Source organism: Vibrio sp. T9, assembly GCF_003123985.1.
GTDB classification, from domain to species: Bacteria; Pseudomonadota; Gammaproteobacteria; order Enterobacterales; family Vibrionaceae; genus Vibrio; species Vibrio diabolicus.
Genome location: NZ_NIGY01000003.1, coordinates 324017 through 343295, shown reverse-complemented (window position 1 = coordinate 343295; position 19279 = coordinate 324017). Strand labels below are relative to the sequence as shown.

Annotated in this window: 17 protein-coding genes; 5 read left to right on the top strand and 12 right to left on the bottom strand. The window is 43.4% G+C overall.

Annotation, left to right across the window (positions count from 1 at the left end; genetic code table 11):
• Nucleotides 1-23: 23 nt before the first annotated feature.
• The 6 genes from CBX98_RS08425 to CBX98_RS08395 form a co-directional block, all read right to left on the bottom strand.
• A complete protein-coding gene (locus CBX98_RS08425; protein WP_005397727.1) occupies nucleotides 24-479 on the bottom strand; it encodes a MarR family transcriptional regulator in 456 nt (151 codons plus the stop codon).
• A 301-nt stretch (nucleotides 480-780) separates the two neighbouring features.
• Nucleotides 781-3357 (bottom strand): quorum-sensing autoinducer 2 sensor kinase/phosphatase LuxQ, encoded by a 2577-nt coding sequence (gene luxQ / locus CBX98_RS08420; RefSeq protein ID WP_005397731.1) that lies wholly within the window; start codon nucleotides 3355-3357, stop codon nucleotides 781-783.
• Entirely contained in the window at nucleotides 3357-4454 is a 1098-nt protein-coding gene (locus CBX98_RS08415) for an autoinducer 2-binding periplasmic protein LuxP (RefSeq protein ID WP_005397733.1), read from the bottom strand. The genes luxQ and CBX98_RS08415 overlap by 1 nt, the downstream gene beginning before the upstream one ends.
• 320 nt (nucleotides 4455-4774) lie before the next feature.
• A complete protein-coding gene (locus CBX98_RS08405; RefSeq protein ID WP_012842363.1) occupies nucleotides 4775-5095 on the bottom strand; it encodes a GIY-YIG nuclease family protein in 321 nt (106 codons plus the stop codon).
• A complete protein-coding gene (locus CBX98_RS08400) occupies nucleotides 5092-5742 on the bottom strand; it encodes a YceH family protein (RefSeq protein WP_109168964.1) in 651 nt (216 codons plus the stop codon). Before CBX98_RS08400 ends, CBX98_RS08405 begins: the two co-directional genes overlap by 4 nt.
• Before the next feature lie 165 nt (nucleotides 5743-5907).
• Nucleotides 5908-6111 (bottom strand): hypothetical protein, encoded by a 204-nt coding sequence (locus tag CBX98_RS08395; RefSeq protein ID WP_031780656.1) that lies wholly within the window; start codon nucleotides 6109-6111, stop codon nucleotides 5908-5910.
• A 241-nt stretch (nucleotides 6112-6352) separates the two neighbouring features.
• On the opposite strand from CBX98_RS08395, the gene CBX98_RS08390 reads away from it, so the two are divergent.
• Nucleotides 6353-6667 (top strand): DUF496 family protein, encoded by a 315-nt coding sequence (locus tag CBX98_RS08390; protein WP_005373603.1) that lies wholly within the window; start codon nucleotides 6353-6355, stop codon nucleotides 6665-6667.
• A gap of 121 nt (nucleotides 6668-6788) precedes the next feature.
• Nucleotides 6789-8126 (top strand): MATE family efflux transporter, encoded by a 1338-nt coding sequence (locus CBX98_RS08385; RefSeq protein WP_109168963.1) that lies wholly within the window; start codon nucleotides 6789-6791, stop codon nucleotides 8124-8126.
• A gap of 62 nt (nucleotides 8127-8188) precedes the next feature.
• Here the strand turns inward: CBX98_RS08385 and CBX98_RS08380 are convergent, their stop codons facing one another.
• Complete coding sequence (locus CBX98_RS08380) at nucleotides 8189-10825, bottom strand: ATP-binding protein (RefSeq protein WP_109168962.1); 2637 nt, start codon at nucleotides 10823-10825, stop codon at nucleotides 8189-8191.
• A gap of 615 nt (nucleotides 10826-11440) precedes the next feature.
• Here CBX98_RS08380 and CBX98_RS08375 point away from each other — a divergent pair.
• Both CBX98_RS08375 and CBX98_RS08370 read left to right on the top strand, forming a co-directional pair.
• Nucleotides 11441-12874: a glyceraldehyde-3-phosphate dehydrogenase gene (locus tag CBX98_RS08375; RefSeq protein WP_006741169.1), complete on the top strand. Its 1434-nt coding sequence runs from the start codon at nucleotides 11441-11443 to the stop codon at nucleotides 12872-12874.
• Nucleotides 12875-13114: 240 nt separating this feature from the next.
• Nucleotides 13115-13336, top strand: a complete 222-nt coding sequence (locus CBX98_RS08370) for a hypothetical protein (protein ID WP_005397748.1) — start codon at nucleotides 13115-13117, stop codon at nucleotides 13334-13336.
• A 126-nt stretch (nucleotides 13337-13462) separates the two neighbouring features.
• Here the strand turns inward: CBX98_RS08370 and CBX98_RS08365 are convergent, their stop codons facing one another.
• From CBX98_RS08365 to CBX98_RS08350, 4 genes are all read right to left on the bottom strand, one after another.
• The gene (locus CBX98_RS08365) at nucleotides 13463-13702 is read right to left on the bottom strand and encodes a hypothetical protein (protein ID WP_242446578.1); all 240 of its coding nucleotides are present in this window, start codon (nucleotides 13700-13702) and stop codon (nucleotides 13463-13465) included.
• Nucleotides 13703-14120: 418 nt separating this feature from the next.
• Nucleotides 14121-14735, bottom strand: coding sequence for a LysE family translocator (locus CBX98_RS08360; protein ID WP_046875874.1), 615 nt, complete (start codon nucleotides 14733-14735; stop codon nucleotides 14121-14123).
• Between the two features lie 95 nt (nucleotides 14736-14830).
• Nucleotides 14831-15745 (bottom strand): LysR family transcriptional regulator, encoded by a 915-nt coding sequence (locus CBX98_RS08355; protein ID WP_109168960.1) that lies wholly within the window; start codon nucleotides 15743-15745, stop codon nucleotides 14831-14833.
• Nucleotides 15746-15787: 42 nt separating this feature from the next.
• Entirely contained in the window at nucleotides 15788-16243 is a 456-nt protein-coding gene (locus CBX98_RS08350; protein ID WP_005396378.1) for an Lrp/AsnC family transcriptional regulator, read from the bottom strand.
• Between the two features lie 327 nt (nucleotides 16244-16570).
• Here CBX98_RS08350 and yjeH point away from each other — a divergent pair, with 327 nt between their 5' ends.
• Nucleotides 16571-17833, top strand: coding sequence for an L-methionine/branched-chain amino acid transporter (gene yjeH / locus CBX98_RS08340; RefSeq protein ID WP_006741172.1), 1263 nt, complete (start codon nucleotides 16571-16573; stop codon nucleotides 17831-17833).
• Here yjeH and CBX98_RS08335 read toward each other — a convergent pair whose 3' ends face one another.
• The gene (locus CBX98_RS08335; protein ID WP_109168959.1) at nucleotides 17834-19279 is read right to left on the bottom strand and encodes a PLP-dependent aminotransferase family protein; all 1446 of its coding nucleotides are present in this window, start codon (nucleotides 19277-19279) and stop codon (nucleotides 17834-17836) included. It lies immediately after the preceding gene.

Genomic DNA, 19279 nt, shown 5'->3' with positions numbered 1-19279 from the left:
CTCTTTTAATTCGGGTTTCTGACTTATTCGCTAAGTGAATCAAGTGCATTGTGAGCAATCTGATCTAGGATCAATGAAAGCTTTTGAAGCTCTTGGTCATTGATTTCCGTCAGTAGCTTGCTCCGTACTTGAAGAATTCGAGTCTCCATTTGCTTGAGTAGGGTTTTACCTTCTTCTGTAAGGCTAACAATACGTGCTCGCTTGTCATGCTCACTGCAATGGCGAGTGATCAGAGATTGCTCTTCTAATAGCTTTAATGTGCGCATCAGCGATGCCAACTCAATCTCAAGCGCTTCAGCCAAATGCTTCTGACTAACGTTGTCGCCCATTCGATAAAGTTTCCATAACGCAGTCCAACGCGGGTACGTCAGGTTTAAAGGCTCCAACTCGCGATCTGCAACCATTTTCCACAAACGGGCAACACGAGATAACTTTTCAGCCAGAGAAAGGTCGCGCAAACTGTTGATGTCTTGAATCATAAGATCTACTCAATTACTTAGCTTGCTAAGTAATATAAAATAGTTAGCACGCTAAGTAAATAAGTTTTTGTGATTTAAATCACATAGAATATGCCATTGGGGAAAAAGTTTGCGTAACGCAACGTAGTACTTGGGTTGTAATAGTAGTGATATACGACACTAAAGGTGATATCAGCACTCCAGGCTTATCAACAAGTGAAGCATTGAGATACAAAAAAGCACAACCCTAAGTTATGGCGTTGTGCTTTTCGGTTTAGTGAGCGATTGAATTATCAATTAAGGCTCATAGCGAATGAGTTCATCACGTTCGTTCAATTAAGAATCGCTGCTTGAAGTCAACAAAGGCTTCATGGAGCGCATTTTCTTTAATCGGTTTGAGCAATACGTAATTCGCGCCCGCCTCCATAAACGCATCACTGGTTTCTTTCGCCGTATCGGCAGTACAAGCATAAATTGGCGTGCCTAACTTCAGCTTCTGTCGGATCTCTTTGGTTGTTTCAATTCCTCCAAGATGCGGCAGTTGGTTGTCCATCAAAATCAAATCGTAAGTATGATCTTTTAAGAACTCCATCGCTTCCAATCCATCTTTTGCCCAATCAACCTGCATTTTGTACTTGTTACAAAATGCTTTGAGAATGAAGGCATTAGTATGGTTATCTTCTACCAACAGTACTTTTAGACTCTCTGCGAATAACTCACCAGGTTTAACTCTCAAGCTTGAATCAAGAGGGGTGAGCACTCGCTCACGATCTTTAACTGGCATTGTAATAACAAAGGTCGTGCCTAAACCTTTTTGACTGCGTACTTGAACGTCACCTTCCAGCATATCGACGAGGCTTTTCACAATGGTCAGTCCCAAGCCACTGCCACCGTATTCTCGAGTGGTCGTTGCTTCCTCTTGAACGAAAGGTTCGAACATTTGGTCGAGCTTATCGGGCTCTATGCCGATGCCCGTATCCGTAATTTCCACTACCAACACACTATTTTCGGCGCCGTAGAACTGCTCCAGTTCCGCATGCAAGCGTACGCTGCCCGAGGGGGTAAACTTAACTGAGTTACTGACTAAGTTGAATAAAATTTGGTTCAGACGAACTTGGTCAGTAAAGATTTCAACATTGGGATCAATCTTGTTTTCAATGACGAGGTTAACGCCTTTATTTTCGCAAATTGGACGATAAATGTTTTCTAACGTTCGAATCGTGTCAGTGAAAGAAAACGGGTGCTTTTGAATATTAAACTTACCCTGCTCAATCTTCGAAAAATCCAAAATATCATTCAAAACAGCAAGTAAGTGCTCACCACTATGTCGAAGTACGTCAATTTGGTTATTCTGTTCTTCCGTTTCGACCGAGTCTTTTAATAATTGAGCAACTCCTAGAATGCCATTGATTGGCGTTCGGATTTCATGGCTCATTTTAGCCAGAAAATCGGCACGTGCTTGAGCGGATTTTTCTGCCTCTTTACGTGCCAAGTTACTTTGTTTTTCCGCTTCAATAAGCGTCGTAATATCCTGACCTTGAACAATGATACCGCTGATATCACCGTCAACTCGAATCGGCGATAAGTTCCAGCGATATACCTTGTCTCCAATTGGTACATTGACGCCAGTTAACGTGGCTCCTTGAGCTGCCATTCGCAGGTGCGGCATCAACTTTTCTTTGAAGCCTTTAAACACTGGGTGCATGGTTTCAATGTCGTTTTCCATGACCAATTCTTTGCGGGCTGCCGGATTAATTTGGATGAGTACGCCAGACTCTGACCACACCATAATCGGCGATAACGCAAAGTTAAACAGATCGCGGAATGAACGCTTTTGCGCTTCCAGCTCTTCAAAGGTGTTTTCTAGTGTCGAACCAATATGATCGAACTCCTCGATATCAGACCCGCCAAACCGTTCGAACCCTTTTTCTTCACGAGCCGAACGAGTATATGCCATCAACGAGCCAAGCTCTTCGACGACTCGATTCTCAATCCACTCTTTGGTCATCAACGCAATCATCACCATCCCGATAACTGAAGCCAACATCGCCAAAAGGTGCTGGATTTGCAGTGTCACAACACTCTGATTGTCTTGCACGGTTAGCAAACACAAATCCGTCGTGGCAGCATTGACTTCGATAGGGGTTTTAATGATCAACAACTGGTCAAGCTTTTGCTGAGACTCTCGCCGCTTCAGAACATCAAATATCTTGTACGCTTCATCTCCGACTAGTGAGCTAGCTAGTGGCGTATCGTTGGCCACCAAAACAACATTATCAACGTTTCCTTCGTTTTTTAGTCTTTCCATCAACCCGAAGTTGTTATCTAGAACAACAACATTGTAAGAATACCCCATCACTTCACCGGTTTTAGGTTGTAAAACCGGTACACGACGCAGTAACAGATGGCGAGTTCCCATTGGGGTATGTGAAGGAAGGTAATACCAATTGTTGCTAAAAGTCACTTGGCTCGCGAGATCATTGAGAATCAAGTTATTGATGCCATAGAAATGCGCATTCCCATCGTCCCAAATAATGCCTTGATGATCGGTGAGAAAGCGAAACTCTGGCGTATGAGAAGGATCACTCTGGTCAATACTCATGAAAAAGTAATTGAGAGCTTCTTCATCCCGTTCTGTATAAAAATCTAAAACAACATCACTCTTCGAGTTACTGTTGTGATGAATCTGAATCGCAGCAAAATGGCTATCAAAAATATTAAGAATCAGCGCTGACGTCTGTTGCTTAGTTCTATCCACTTCTTGCCAAATAATTTGCTTCGAGAAGTAATAACTCTGAACGAAGATGCCTAAAATGATCGGAGCAAGTACGAGAATGATTATTTTCGTAATAAGCGTCGACAATGAGCGACGCTTTCTTGTTTTTGATGTAGTTGTCATCAATTGTCTGAGTATCTAAATGCGCGTTTTCTTAATGCTTCAATTCTTTCTGGAGAATCAGATTTCGTGACGACTTCAAAATCACCAGAATAAACGGTTGGAACGGGTTTCCCTTCAAGATCCCACTTAATCGCTTCTGCCATTGCAATGCCAGTATCATCGTTCATACGCATAACAGTAACGTCTAACTCCCCTTTCGAAAGCGCTTCTAATTCTGCAGAGCCGCCACCCCAGCCGTTGATCATGACATCTTCACGCCCTAATTCTTTCAGCGCATCAACAGCCCCTAGCGCCACATCTGTAGAACACGCATAAATAAAATCGACGTCAGGGTATTTTTCCAAACTCGCTTTTGCTGCTTCGTACCCAGACTGCTTTGTCGCTTTAGTATAGTAAGCAGATTGTAGTTCAAAGTTGTTATCACGGTTGACTTGATTGATAAAGGTATTGCCTCTGATATCGCTGATATACCCTTCTGAAAAGTAGAGCACACTATAATGGCTCTGTTTTGGAAAACGCTTACCAAACTCCACTGCAAGCTCACGGCTGCCTTCAGCATGATCAAAACCAACATAAAGGAACGGTTGGTGATCCTCCCAATCTCTTACCGGTGTAGTGATATTTTGTAAGATCAACTTGGTTTTCTTTGAGTCTAAGACGTGTTCAACAAACTTACGATGCCTAGTGGTATCGAGAGTGAAAATAAGATAATCGGAGTTGCTCTTCAGCGCTTCCATTAAAGACAAACTTTGTTGCTTAATATCTGCGTTGGGACGGGTAAATACTTGATTAAGTTGATAGTCGATATCGAGTTTATCTAAACGCTGTTCAAATGCGTCTATATTTCGAATCCAATAATCCGAAATCTGTTGGCCTGGATAAACCACAGAAATTTTTAACGGACGTTTTTTGTCTCTTTCAACCGGAACAGGAGTCTCTCGTACGGCGTCAGCCAACGCATTCGTTAACTGCTTCTGTTCTGGAAACTGGTCTAAAAATTCTTGATATGCCCAATACCCATTGAGGACTTGAGTGGCTTGCGCTATCGGCGCGACAGTGGCCATTGACATCAGGGAGAATACTAACGCTTTTTTCATCTACTGCTCTTTTAGCTTTTTATGAGCCTAATTCAGCTCTATTCGTTACCTAGCCGAGTCATCCTTTACTCTTGTAATCTACCTTCCTCTGAGTGCCTGTTTCAATAATAAATTGGTTCTTAGTCTGAGTTGGAACGAATAAACGTTTATTGTGTACCTAATTGTAAGGTCACAAAATATCATTTCTCCTTTTCATACTCTGAGTGTTTAAACAGAACACCAACCCATTATGCGTCAGTTTGTTCTTACATGGTACTCCAAAACTAAAAAGAAACCGCCTCAGTGGACGGTTTCTTTGTTATTCGGCATGTCGCGAACGCTTATTTCGATAAAGCCATTTCTAACATCATCTGCTGATTTTCATCAACGACAATACTTGCTTTTGACGTAACAAGCAGCTCTTTCTTAGCTTTTGTTAGTTGCTTAATATAATACTCAGCCCGCATGGCAAGTGTCTTTGAATCAAAATCCGAAGACCACTCCAATACCAAGGGACCTTTTCCCTTTAAAGCTTTCGCTCCTTTGCCCGTTTGGTGCTGATTGAATCTTCGCTCAACATTGTTTGTGACACCGCAATACAGCGCATTGCGGTTATTTCGTATCAAATAGACACTCCAACGCTGCGCTGTATTTTCAATCATGAAAGTAGTGACTCGACCTTAGCTTTAAGTTCATCGAGCTCTTCTTTAAGCTGAGCAACTTCGAGCTCTAGCTGGCTGACTCGATCAGAATTAGAGCCAGCCGCTGACACTGGCACTGCTAGCTCAGAGACGTCAACGTCGCCACAGAACAAATGCATATAGCGTGATTCTCGCTTCCCGGCTTCACGCGGTAACTTGACCACTAATGGTCCTTTTTCTTCGCTTGTTAAGTGCTCCAAAACCGTTTCAACTTCTTTTACATCATGAAATGTCGCGAGACGATTGGTACGAGTGCGAATTTCCCCAGGCGTTTGAGCACCACGCAAAAGCATACAACATACGATTCCCTTCTCTTGTTCTGTCAGTTTTAAATCACCAAACTCCGTATTACAGAAACGGTGCTGATACTTGCTAACACGGCTGTTAAACGCACTTTCGTCACTGACGAGCCTACGTTCAATTAGAGCATCAACGGCATCGAGAACGTCTGACTCAGAGAGCGACATTACGGGATCACGGTTGCTTTTTTGATTACACGCGTTGGTTAATGCGTTTAGGCTGAGGGGGTAAAGATCTGGGGTGGTGACTTCTTTTTCGATCAAGCAACCAATGACTCGTGCTTCAATTGCCGTTAGCTCAACTTTCATAATGCATTTCCTTATTATTTTTGCATTTGACTTGGTACCTAAATCGCTTCGATATCATGCATCATACATTGGCAAAGAGATGCAAGAAGCGTTAGCGATTCAGGTGTCGGTGTCAGGCTAAAGCATAGCGCAAGACCTGGCACCCTTTGCGAATCGGGTCAGGTATCAATGCTCCGAGAGAATTGGCACTTTCGTCAAATTGCCATCTTGATCAACCATCATTATTTTTGAACGATTCAGCTCAACTTCGATGATTTCGAGTTGCTCGCGAGCGTTGATATACGCTGTTTTTAACTTTTCAGCCACAGAGCGAGTGGCTTGCTCATTATCTTGACTACTTACTTGCTCCGCAGTGTTCCCAGAGTCCATATCAAGTTCATCATTTTGCATTCAATGGTGTTGATAATATAGTGAAGGCCACGTTATGACAATGAATCGATGGATTCTACGATGTTGCCCAAAACTCGATTAGAGAAGCGTGATTATGTGGACACATCGCAATTGGTTGAGAAATGTTCAACTCTGCATTGTGATTGATCTAAAGACTGTTATGCCACTGGATGTTGTGCTTTAATCGAGGAAGATATCCATAAAATTAGGAAAGAGAACTATGAGTAGCGTATTTGAAATCGTTAACCAAGCTCGTCGTAAAAACAAACTAAAACGTGAGCTGCTTGATAACGAAAAGAAAGTTCGTGATAACCGCAAACGTGTTGACCTTCTAGAAAACCTTCTAGATTACATCAAACCAGAAATGACTCACGATGAAATCGTCGCAATCATCAAAAATATGAAAGCAGACTACGAAGATCGTGTTGATGACCACATCATCAAAAGTGCAGAAATCTCTAAAGCACGTCGTGACATCAGCCGTCGTATTCGCGAACTGACTGAAGAAGACAAGCAAACTAGCGGCAAAAAATAAACGCTTAAGCTAGATTTTCCAACCCCGAGTAAAGCTACCTTACTCGGGGTTTATTTTTGTCTCTAAACTAAGCGCCGTGTACAATCAATCCAACTCTTATTCCTAACGCATTCAGCTTTCTATGTCCTCAACTACGACAAGTACACAACCAACACTTGCAAAACAATTATTTACGATGACTTGGCCAATGCTATTTGGCGTTCTATCTTTAATGAGCTTTCAGCTTGTAGATAGTGCGTTTATCGGTCAGCTCGGCGTTTTACCTTTGGCCGCTCAAGGTTTTACTCTTCCGTTGCAAATGGTCATTATCGGCATTCAAGTCGGTTTAGGTATCGCCACGACCGCTGTCATTTCTAAAGCGCTTGGTGCGAATGAAAGTCGTTATGCCAAACAGCTCGGTGGCTTAGTTTTGATGATTGGCTCAATCGGTGTAGCCGTTTTTGGAGGGCTAATTTGGCTTTTGCGCTACCCCATTTTATCTCTATTAAGTGCTCCAGAATCTGTGATGCCGATTATCGACAGCTACTGGCCTTGGTGGCTGCTAAGTTCATGGACTGGAGCGGTTTTATATTTTTACTACAGTATTTGCCGGGCTAACGGCAACACCATGTTGCCTGGCACAATGATGATGGTGACCAGCGGCGTGAACCTTGTGCTCGATCCACTATTTATTTTCACGTTTGACTTGGGTATTAACGGAGCCGCAATAGCAACCATCGTTGCTTTTGGGTTTGGTATTTTAGTCGTCGCGCCTCGCGTAAAGAAGAATCACTGGGCAACAACGCAGTGGCAAGACCTCAACGTAACTAAAAGTGTTGCGTCTATCGGTAACATCATGGGACCTGCGATGATCAGCCAACTGCTGCCTCCGTTGTCGTCCATGTTAGCAACAAAGTTATTGGCAAGCTTCGGGACCGCAGCAGTCGCCGCTTGGGCGCTCGGTTCACGCTACGAATTCTTTGCTATCGTTTCGGTGTTAGCGCTGACAATGTCTATGCCCCCAATGGTCGGGCGCTTACTTGGCGCAAAGAACTACCAAGATATCCAATCGCTAGTCAGTATTGCCGTAAAATTCATTCTGGGCTTTCAACTTTTGATCGCAGCCATTACGTTTGCCGTCGCAAACCCACTTGCACTACTGATGACCAGTGATGCTCAAGTAGAGCAAGTATTAGAAATGCATTTGCTGATTGTTCCTATCAGCTTAGGTTCACTAGGTGTATGTATGTTGATGGTTTCTCTTTGCAATGCATTAGGTAAGTCTTACACCGCGCTCACCATTTCAGCGCTACGCTTGTTTGTCTTTTTCCTTCCTTGCTTATGGGTTGGCGCTCAAATGGGGGGAATCCGAGGTCTACTTTTAGGCGCTTGTATGGGCAACATTCTGGCGGGCATTTCCGCTTACCTAACCTACCGACAAACCATACGTAAACTCGCTGGCGCTCAAGCAAACGCATAACAATGCATGGTTAAAATAAAGCCCCTTTGATTGGGGCTTTATCGTCTTGAAATGTTATCGATTTAGGCGAGTTTTAATTCATTGAAGAGCTCAAATAGCTGATTCGATTTATAAGGCTTAGGTAAATAAGCATCCATACCTGCAGCAAAACAGTTGTGAATGTCTTCTTCCAAAACACTCGCGGTGAGCGCAATAATGGTCGTTTTCTCACGCCCGGCTTTCTTTTCCCAACGACGAATTTCTTTCGTCGCGGTCAGTCCATCCATCACCGGCATCATACAATCCATTAAAATTGCATCGAATTCTTCTCCCTTTGTGATGGCTTCCAACGCTTCTTGTCCATTGCTTGTTATCAAATAGTCATACCCTGCTTTATCCAGAAAGAAACTGGCGATTTTCTGATTCATCAAGTTATCCTCCGCGATTAAGATCCTCCTGTGAGAGCGCGACGTGCGATATTCAGACTTTGGAATACTATTAGTGACAGCGTCACTTGAAATGGTTTTTTCTACCTTCGCTAAATCGTCAATGACATGCTTAAATCGATTGCCAAGAAAAGGCAATGTGAGCACAGCATGTACTCTTTCTGCATTGTCGTAGGGAGTGGATAGATGATGCTGACAAATAATCACACGACGAAGATCATACTTGAGTGACAACTCATCTAAGGCTTCATCCGTATTGGAGTCGTCACTATGGCACAGAAATATGACATCAAAGTCATCGTTTATTGCTTTTACTTCATTAACATTATTCGCACCAAAGAGATTGATTTTCGCTAATCGACACTCTTTCAAAAGTTGATCAGCGTAATCGTAATTTGTGCAGATCAAGAGCCCTTTATTTATCACGTCCGAGCGCCAGCCAAACATCGGAATAACGTCAACCTCAATAGAGAATTCAAAGCATGTGCCCACTCCTTTGGTGGATGTCGCTATAAGCTGCCCTCCCATCATGGATACCAGTTGACGACAAATTGCCAATCCCAGTCCCGTTCCACCGAACTGCCTCGACACCCCTTCATCTTCCTGAGTAAAGGGTTCAAAAATCGTCGTTAACTTATCTTGTTCAATGCCTATCCCGGTATCTTCGACTTTAAACATCAGCGTTCCGCGCTCGTTCTCAGGTAACTCGTCATAACTGACATCAACACGTATATGACCGCTTTCGGTAAACTTGACCGCATTCGATACCAGATTCGTGATGACCTGCTTGATGCGATGATCATCAACCATCACTCGAGTTGGAATGTTTTCAGCTAAGTTAATCCCCAGCTCTAGCTGTTTAGATGTGGCTTTGGATTGAAATAAAACCATCGATTGGTACACCACTTCTCGGATATCGGCCTCGACTAGCGACAACTCCAGTCGACCAGATTCGATTTTAGAAAGATCTAAAATATCGTTAAGCAAGGTAAGTAATGTTTGAGATGAAGAGTCAATGTCATCAACGACTTCTTGTTGATGGGAAGATAACTCGCTTTGAGAGAGTATCTCCGTCATGCCCATAATACCGTTTAGGGGGGTACGTATTTCATGCGACATGTTGGCAAGAAATACTGATTTAGCGCGATTAGCAGACACTGCTGACTCTTTAGCATGGAGTATTTCGTCTGTTTGTCTCTGCTTTTCTTCAACCACTCGATTCACTTGCTGAGCGAAAATCGTCAGTTCATCACTGCCATCGACTTTGACTTTCGTCTGTTTCTCTTCATCGTTGATCAGCGCCGTTAAGGTATGAATAATCGCATCTAGTTTGCTATTAACCCGAAACCAAGTGCCAAAGCCAAGCCAGCAAAGCATGACGATAACCAAAATAACGCCAGAGGTAATCATCGCAATATTGGTCTTTTGTTCATGAACTTGTGTTAGGAGCGACTGCTCTGTTTGTTTCGTGAACCCATCAATGAGTACTTGCAAGCGTTGCACACGGAAATCGAGTTCTCTCAAATACGCTTCATAGTCACTACGTGACATGTCCCCTGACATTAATCGCCCACGAGATGCCAAATTTCTCTGATATCTCGGCGACGTAAACAAGCCTAGCAATTTATCAACTTGATCGTATGACCCTCCTAAATTTAAAAACGCATCCAAATTTTGCTGCTGTCGATCAATAGCCTGAAAAAACAGACTCTGACTCAACCGACTCTTAGGATCTTGAACTAGGCGATGTGTCAACCAGGCTTCTTTCTGTGTCCAAAAAGACAGCTGAGCAAGGTAAGCAATAAAATTCTGCATTCGAATGCCGTCCTCACTGCCATACCACTGATGATTTTGTAGCAAAGAGCGCGACATATTTTGAAGCAGTTGAAATGCCCAATCGCCAAGGTCATCCATCTCGTCCAACCTACCGGATAATACCCCTAGCATGGCCTCTTTCAGCTCATCAGCATATTCAGCGGTATTGGGGTTACTGACGAATTTTTGATGCATGGAAGAAATAACACCGTCTTGTTCTTCTATATTAAGTGCGGCTGATGCTTGAAGCGTAGGCTGGCGGCGTGCTTTCTCTATGGAGTATATAAAATGAGAGGCTTGGGATATCAACTGGAAACCTTGGATATTGATTACCGTTTGATTGAGACGGCTTACGCGCAACGCATTGTCAGAAAACTGCTGGACTGCAAAAACCACTATCACCACTGTGGGTAATAGTGCGAGGAGTGCTAAGCGTGTTTTTATTGATAATCTCAACATCCATCAGCCCAATGGTTGATCTCATCCGATTATTTAATACTAGACTAGTTTCTGGCATTGAAAGGCATATACGACATGGTTACTTTAAAACAACATTCACCTACCAAAACCATGGTCATTCCGCTTATTTCGCCATCGGTCAATGAAATGGTAATTGTGACTCGAATCATACTTTTTGATCTTCAAGCTGAGTTCAAACAGTGAAGTTTCACTCATACCTAAGATGCACATCACTTTTCATAAAATTCCAAACCATATGTTCACCTATTTCGTTGCCTTATAGAGACAAATCACACAAAAATGCAAACGAATTCACAGTGACAACAAAACTAATTTGAAAACACACATTATCATCGCGAAAAAAGTGGATGACTTTTTAAATGTCAATACGTGAAAACCACCGCTTTAGTCACATTAATTCACCACTAACACGACCTTAACTAGTGTTTTACACTGGATTTAATTTTCCTAGCAGAATAAGGGCTCCGACCTTAGAATCCGCACACATAACTATTACAACCCGATTACATAACCCACCACACTCTTGCACGCTGCCGAAGAGGCAACAGCAGAGAGTATGGTTAGCCCCCAAAACGTGAAAGGTCTAATACAACAATGAGTCCAGAGAAATATCTCCAAGACTGGCAAACTAGCCAAACGATTGCTGAATCTATTTCCCCTCTAATTGGTAAGCTATATCGTCAAAAAGGAATCGAAGTGGTTCTGTTTGGTAAAACGCTTATCAATGCTACTACTATAGACATTCTCAAAACTCATCGCGTTGCAAGACGTTATACAGGCAGCCCACTCTCACTTGAGCACACGATGCCTATCATTCAAGCGCTATGTGAAATGAGCATTTCTTCGTGTCGTGTAGATGTTGGCCAATTGGCAACTAAGTACTGGAATGAGCATGACGATACTGCCTCTCTAAATGATTTCCTTATCACTGCACTTGATGGCGCACGCGATGCAGACTCTTCATTGAAAGCACGTGATGTAGTTCTTTACGGTTTTGGTCGCATTGGTCGACTACTAACTCGCCTTCTGATCGAGAAAAGTGGCCCAGGTTACCCACTACGACTGCGAGCGATTGTGGTTCGTGGCGGTAAAAAAGGCGATTTAGAGAAGCGTGCTAGCTTACTGCGTCGTGACTCAGTCCATGGTCAGTTCAACGGCAGCATCGTGATCGATGAGGAACGTAAAGCTCTGATCGTTAACGGTAACTACATCCAAATCATCTACGCAAACAATCCAAGCGAAGTGGACTACTCTGCTTACGGTATTAACAACGCGCTTGTTGTTGATAACACAGGTGTTTGGCGTGATTCTGAAGGCCTAAGCCAACACTTAGCGTGTCAAGGTGCAGAGAAAGTGCTGCTAACGGCACCAGGTAAAGGCGATATCAAAAACGTTGTATTCGGTGTAAATGAATCAGTTATTCAAGAAGATGACACCATCATCTCTGCAGCGAGCTGTACCACAAACGCAATCACGCCGGTTCTTAAAGCGCTGAATGATAAATATGGTGTCCTTTCTGGTCACATCGAAACCGTGCACTCATACACAAACGACCAAAACTTGATCGACAACTTCCACTCTGGTGACCGCCGTGGACGTAGTGCTTCTCTGAACATGGTTCTAACTTCAACTGGCGCAGCTAAAGCAGTAGCAAAAGCACTGCCAGAGCTAGCTGGTAAGCTAACAGGTAACGCAATTCGCGTACCGACACCAAACGTTTCGATGGCAGTCGCTAACCTAAACTTAGGTGAAGACGTAGACCGTGATTCACTGAACGATTACTTGCGTGAAATGGCGTTGAACTCTGAGCTTTCGGCACAGATTGACTACACCGATTCAACAGAAATTGTATCAACTGACTTAGTTGGTTCTCGCCATGCAGGCGTCGTGGATGGTCAAGCGACTATCGCACAAGACAAACGTTGCGTACTTTACATCTGGTACGACAACGAATTCGGTTACAGCTGCCAAGTTGTGCACTGTATGGAACAAATGATGGGTGTTCGTTACCAAACATTCCCTCGATAGGTGAACTTTGCTCCACAACGTTAACCACATAGCGTAACGGACAATATCTCATATTTGTTCTAAATAATAAGCGCGAAGCGCATTACTAATATTTTTCCCCGTTTATACGCCTGATCACCCTCAGGCGTTTTTTCATTTCGCTCATTTGACACTCTCCGGACAAAGTGAAGACTATCATTCATGTTTTGTTCATGTTCACAGCATTAATCTGAACACATAAATTACAGAGAGGTCATGATTATGAATCGGATTATTGTTACCGCACTAGCACTGATTACGGGCTTTTTTACATTAGTATTTAGCTTGATCATTGCGATTCCGTTGACCATCGCAGCATTAATTACAGGCAAACGTATTGAGAAGCGCGTGAAGAAAATGCAGAAAGAAATGCATGAAGAGTATGAATTCAATACTGGTAAAGCCGATGCTATCGAAGGTGAGTTCGAAGAGGTTCGCCGATAAGTAAATAGAATTTATATAAGTTTCTCTCCCCCGACCGCTCCTGAGAAACTTCTTGCTTTCACCCTGTCTTTACAATGACAGGGTGCTTTTTTTGAAAAGCACAACGTCAAATAAGCAACTAGCGGCTTATTGTTTTATCTTTGTGTTGTGAGAGACTGTGTAGCCAGCCTCCCACAAATCGCCATCAACACCAGAGTATGGGTTAGATTCTTTCGGGGTCCCATTTTGGCAAGCTTCTCTGCCTTCTCTCTTTATTTCTTCTATGTGATTTAAAACGAAGTCAAAGTGCTGAGGATCAACCTTTTGTAGTAGCGCGTACAAAAGCCCAAAACCAAGCATCGTGAATACAAACAGTTCAAAAAACACCCATATGCTCTTTGTTGAAAGGAATATCCAAGCAACGCTGCAAACACTGGTCAAAATTACTACTAGAGCTAGATTTACTATTCTTTGCATATTGCTCTCTCACCTTCTAAACGGTCATGAAGTCTCTACCCCTTTCATAGGATAAGTAAGAGGAAAGTCCGTTTTACCCAATAAAGCATTCTCGACTTAATATGCGACATTGTTAGTATTAACGTTAAGTGGCTCTCGTTCTAATTATAACAGTGCGTTGGAAAGCTGCGCTTACTACAAATGATAATGTGAACCAAAGTAACACTATTGATAGTATTAACTTTAGCAGCATTTAGCGTCAAGATTACGTAAATTATATGAGGGTTTACTGAGAGCAGAAAAAGGCAGCCATCCGGGCTGCCTTTAATATTTTGTTGTATTTGCAAATTTATACGGTTACGACCACTCGAAGTGCCAATAGCATGAGAACAATCCCTGACAAACGATCAATTAACACCGCTTTAGAACGAATTCTGTCCACTACTTTAGAGCTCGATAACACTAGGGTGATAAAAGTATACCAAAGCCCGTCCACAACAAATGGTGTAGCCACAATGATCATTTGATTGCTCAAATCATTACCTAGCGCTACAAACTGACTAAATAGTGCGATAAAAAACAAGGCAATTTTGGGGCTTAAAATCGAGATAAAAAAGCCTTCCCGTGCAGACTGACTTACCGTTGTTTCTTCTCCTGACTCCAACTTCGCCGCCACACCGCCTTTCGAACGCAGCGCATTGAACCCTAAATATGCAAGATATGCCGCGCCTGCAAGGCTGATCGTCTTGAACAACATCGGGCTTTGCTGCAAAACAACAGCGAGGCCAATCAAAGTAATAAAGGCATAAATGCCAATTCCAAAAGCGTGTGCCCAAGCCGTTGCCAAACCATTGATGCGTCCACCAGCCAGGGCATGTTTTGCCACAATCGCTAGGCTAGGCCCAGGAGACATAGCGCCTAGTAAACACACGGTAAAAAGTGATAACCAAACTGTTAGTGTCATAAGTAACCTCTCTCCATTTGAACTCAATCTATCAATTGAAGAGCTATAATTTGAAATCAAAGTTTCGCATAAAAGTCATGATTTAAAATCATAACCTAATGAATGGAGTATTCCGATATTTTCATCACCGCGTGGATTTGCTCTCGCACCCACTGATGAGCTGGATCATTGTCGTATTTAGGATGCCACATCAGCCAGTATTCATGGGTAGGTGTCTCAAAAGGAAACGCTTTATGAACCAAAGGCCAGTGCTTGGCCAAATTATTTGCAATGTGCTCCGGAACTACCATTAAGTGCTCACTTGAGACCAAACGATTTACCGCCGCAGAGAAAAAAGGCACTTTAAAGGTAACATGACGCATCAGCCCCCTGTCTTTTAGTGCCATATCGGTACTTGAGTCTTTGTCTCCCCCACCCGTCACTTGAATATGCGAATGACTAATGAGGTCCTCTACAGAAATCGAAGCCTTACCAGCTAAAGGGTGAGATGCCTTCATCAAACAAACTGACTTATCAGAACCAATATTGATGCTAGATACACCTTCAGGCTGAGTGGGATACATAGAAGAAGCAAGGTGGATTCCTAACTCGTGAAGCTTATCGATAAAATCTAGCTGCCACAGTCGATACGCCAAATCCAATTGTGGTGCTTGTTCACCCAAGTGAGATGCAATATCGGGCAAAACGTATTGTGCCACGTAATCGCTTGAGGCAATAACCAGCTCGCCTTGCCACAGTTGCGGCTCAAAAGGTTTGTCATCGAGTAAATGGTCAAACTCAGCCAGTAACGCATCAAGCTTTGATTTTAACGCTATTGCTCGCGGAGTTGGTATCAGCTGATTACCTTGACGAATAAGCAGTGGGTCACCACACAGATCGCGCAATTGTGCAAGCTGTCGACTAACCGCAGACTGCGTAATGTGCAAACGTTCTGCAGTTCGGCTGACATGACACTCTTCTAAAAGTACATGCAAGGACCTAAGTAGATTCAAATTGATGTTGTTTAACATACCGGCTCAAGAAGGTTTAATAAATAATGGCACCCATGATGCTTATTTCACAAACTGGTTGCCAGTCGTATTAAAGAACTCAGCTAAAACGGTATGAGTCATGAGGTGCCTTAGCTCTGGGTAACGTTGAATTTGATCTCTGATTTCGTTCAAACGAGTCATCGTAGGTACTTCGACAAAAACCATCATATCCGTTTCACCACTGATTGCATGGCACCATTTTACGCCATCGATTTTGTATAGTTCGTCGGCATATGATTCGCAATAATACGTGGATGTAGATTTATCGAACTTTAGAGCAAAATAAGCACAAATCGAGTCCCCGCCTGAAGAGGCAATTTCAGCGTGATACCCGAGAATCACTTTGTCATGTTCTAGCTTACGAATACGAGCCGTCACCGCAGAACGAGAAAGGTTCACTTTATCCGCAATTTCAGTCACCGACAGCCGAGCGTTGTGTCGGAGAAGATCCACAATCTTGTGATCAAACTTGTCCATATACTTACCAAGCTTTCCTTATTTTTCTCATTCTATACCGATTCTAACTGCATAAGAAACCAACATTTTGTTGGAAATATTTAAAACAACCGTCATATTGACGGTTCAGTAAATCATTTTGTTATTAAGATTTTGGATATGCTATTTGGTAAGCATGAGATGAGCACCGTTATCCATTCAAATAAAAGAGCGATAACGCATTGAAATCAAATACGCTTCTTATGCACTCAGCGCACTAGCGGGCTCATTAAACTCCAATAAATGAGATAATTAGAAGCCACAAGCGTTTTCGTCATAAGACCTACAACATTGGATGAATCAATTAGCATGGAACAGCTCAAAAAAGACATTTCACTCACATCCGGTATCGCCCAACTATCCACAACATTAATGGGAACGGGGCTTTTTATGATACCAGCCATTGCAGCAGGCATAGCGGGTCATTTTTCACTATGGGCCTGGATTTTATTATTCATCGCCATTTGTCCTATTGCGCTGACTTTTGCCCAGCTAGGCAAGCGATATCCCAACGCGGGCGGAACCGCATTTTTTGTGCGTAAAGCATTTAACGCCAAGCTGGAAAGTAGTGTAGCTTGGCTATTTGTTAGTGTCATTCCGGTAGGGGTTCCGGCCGCGATTGCACTCGCCGCAGGCTTTCTACAGCAAATATTGCCAGAGCCTATTAGCAATAATCTGTTTGCACAAATTCTAACGGTATTACTTCTTGTGTTCGTCAACTTGATGGGCACTAAGTCATCAGGTCATTTACAAACTCTTATTGCTTTGAGTGTCTTTGCGCTCGTTGGAACATTTTTATGGAAAGGTGACGTTAACAGCGCCGATCTCGTGATGCCAGCTATCACACAAGAGTCAATTTGGCCTATTACCGCAGCGCTTGGCGTGATGTTCTGGTGTTTTGTTGGCATAGAGGCTTTTGCTCATATGGGGGAAGAATTCAAAAACCCTCAAAGAGACTTCCCTATCGCCATTATTGTCGGTTGTTTTGTAGCGGGAGCTACGTACTGGGCTTGCTCTGTTGTTATTTTAAAGTTTGGTGCATATGGTAATGCTCAATTCGATAATGCATCGATTCCATGGTTGAGTGCTCAACTACTTGGCGATGGGGCCAAATGGATAATCAGTTTGATCGGATTCTCCGCTTGTTTCGCGAGCGTTAACTTATACACACAGAGCCTAGCGCGAATGGTCTGGGCTCAAGCTCGGGAACATCGTCCTTACAGCCCACTAGCCAAGATTTCGCGTCGTGGTGTCCCTTTCTCAGCCACCTTATTAGTTGGCGGCGTACTGCTAATATCTTGCGTGATAGGAACGCTATCGCAGCTCGATCTGGAGTTTTTCCTAAAACTAGCAAATAGTGTATTCGTTTTGGTTTACATGTTGGCGATGTTAGCCGCTTATAAATTGCTCCGTGGGTTTGGTAAAGCGCTTGCGGGACTTTCTCTACTGCTTTGTACCGGTGTTTTTATATGTTTAGGCTGGTCAATGTTTTATGCACTTGGCATTTTCACTCTACTTTTACTGCCTTGGAAACAGTGGCGACATAAACGACAAACACGCGCAGTTGAATAGTCACCGCTTCCCATGTCGAAAAATTTGGGCTAAACGTTGGATACCAGCGTCTATGTTCTCTAACGCGATATTACCATAACCAAGCACGGCACCATGCCAGTGACGTGCTTGGAAACCTGGATGTTCATAATAGCTCAAAGGTCGCAATATGATCCCTTCATGCTCTGCCAGTTTTGTAAAACGCAGCTCATCTATACCGTTTTGCCATTTCAACGTAATATGAAGCCCAGCCGCTTGGCTAACGACGCAAACACTGTCGCCAAAATGCTGTTGAATGGATAAATGCATCTGTTCATGCTTGGTTTTATATAGTCGGCGCATTTTTCGGATATGGCGCAACAACCCACCCTCGGTAATAAAATCTGCCAACGCTTCTTGAGTGTGCGTCGGTGAATCACCACTTAACGCATCTTTAACCACTAAGCATTGCTCTACTAAACGTTCAGGAACCACCAGGTAGCCAAGCCGCAATCCGTTAAACATCACTTTACTGAAGGAACCCACATACAACACATGCTCATCTCGACCCATTTGAGCGGCTAGCCCCTGTAAGCTGGTGTAGGGACGATGAGCAAACTGAAATTCGCTGTCATAATCGTCCTCGATGATCCAACTTGATTGCTCGACCGCCCAGTTGATGATCTTTCCTCTTTGCTCGGTATTGAGTGTGGTCCCCATCGGATATTGATTACTTGGTGTGATATACAGCGCATCGGCATCGCTTGAGGTCACAGCTTCCACATCAAAGCCTAATTTCTCTCTTACGAACAAAGGCTCAAATTGATAGTTTTGGAACTGAATCAACTTCCGCATTTGCGCGTAACCCGGTTGCTCCATCAGAACCTTATCACCTTGTTTTAGAGCTACCATCGTCGCGATTGACAACGCTTGCTGTGCCCCAGAGGTAATAATAATGCGCTCTGGAGAACAATTCACTGAGCGACTTGATGCGAGGTAGTCAGCTAAAGCACTGCGCAATGCCCAACTACCCTGAATATCTTGATTCCCCAACAAGCAGGGGCGGGACATGTGGCGAGCAAGTAACTTTTGCCATTGCGCCATCGGAAATGCGTCCAAATCCGGCACACCCGGTGCAAATGCGCGGTTGATGTCAAAGTTGGTTTTCGGTGGTGAGTCTCTCTGAACTGAATTAGGTTCAGGCAAGTACTGCTCCGGCAGTTCTACGGCAACATAAAAACCCGAACCTTTTTGGCTGTTCAAGTAACCTTCCGCCACTAACTGCTCGTAAGCAGAAATCACGGTATTCCTACTTAGATTAAGCGCTTGTGAAAGCTTCCGCGTAGAAGGCAACTTCCCATTCTTCACCCACAATCCTTGAACAATTTTCTTGCGAATAGCAAAAAACAACGCTTGCTGACGCGTTCCATCACTGTCTTTTAAATGCAGGTCACCGATATCAATCAAAGACAAACTGGATCCATCCAT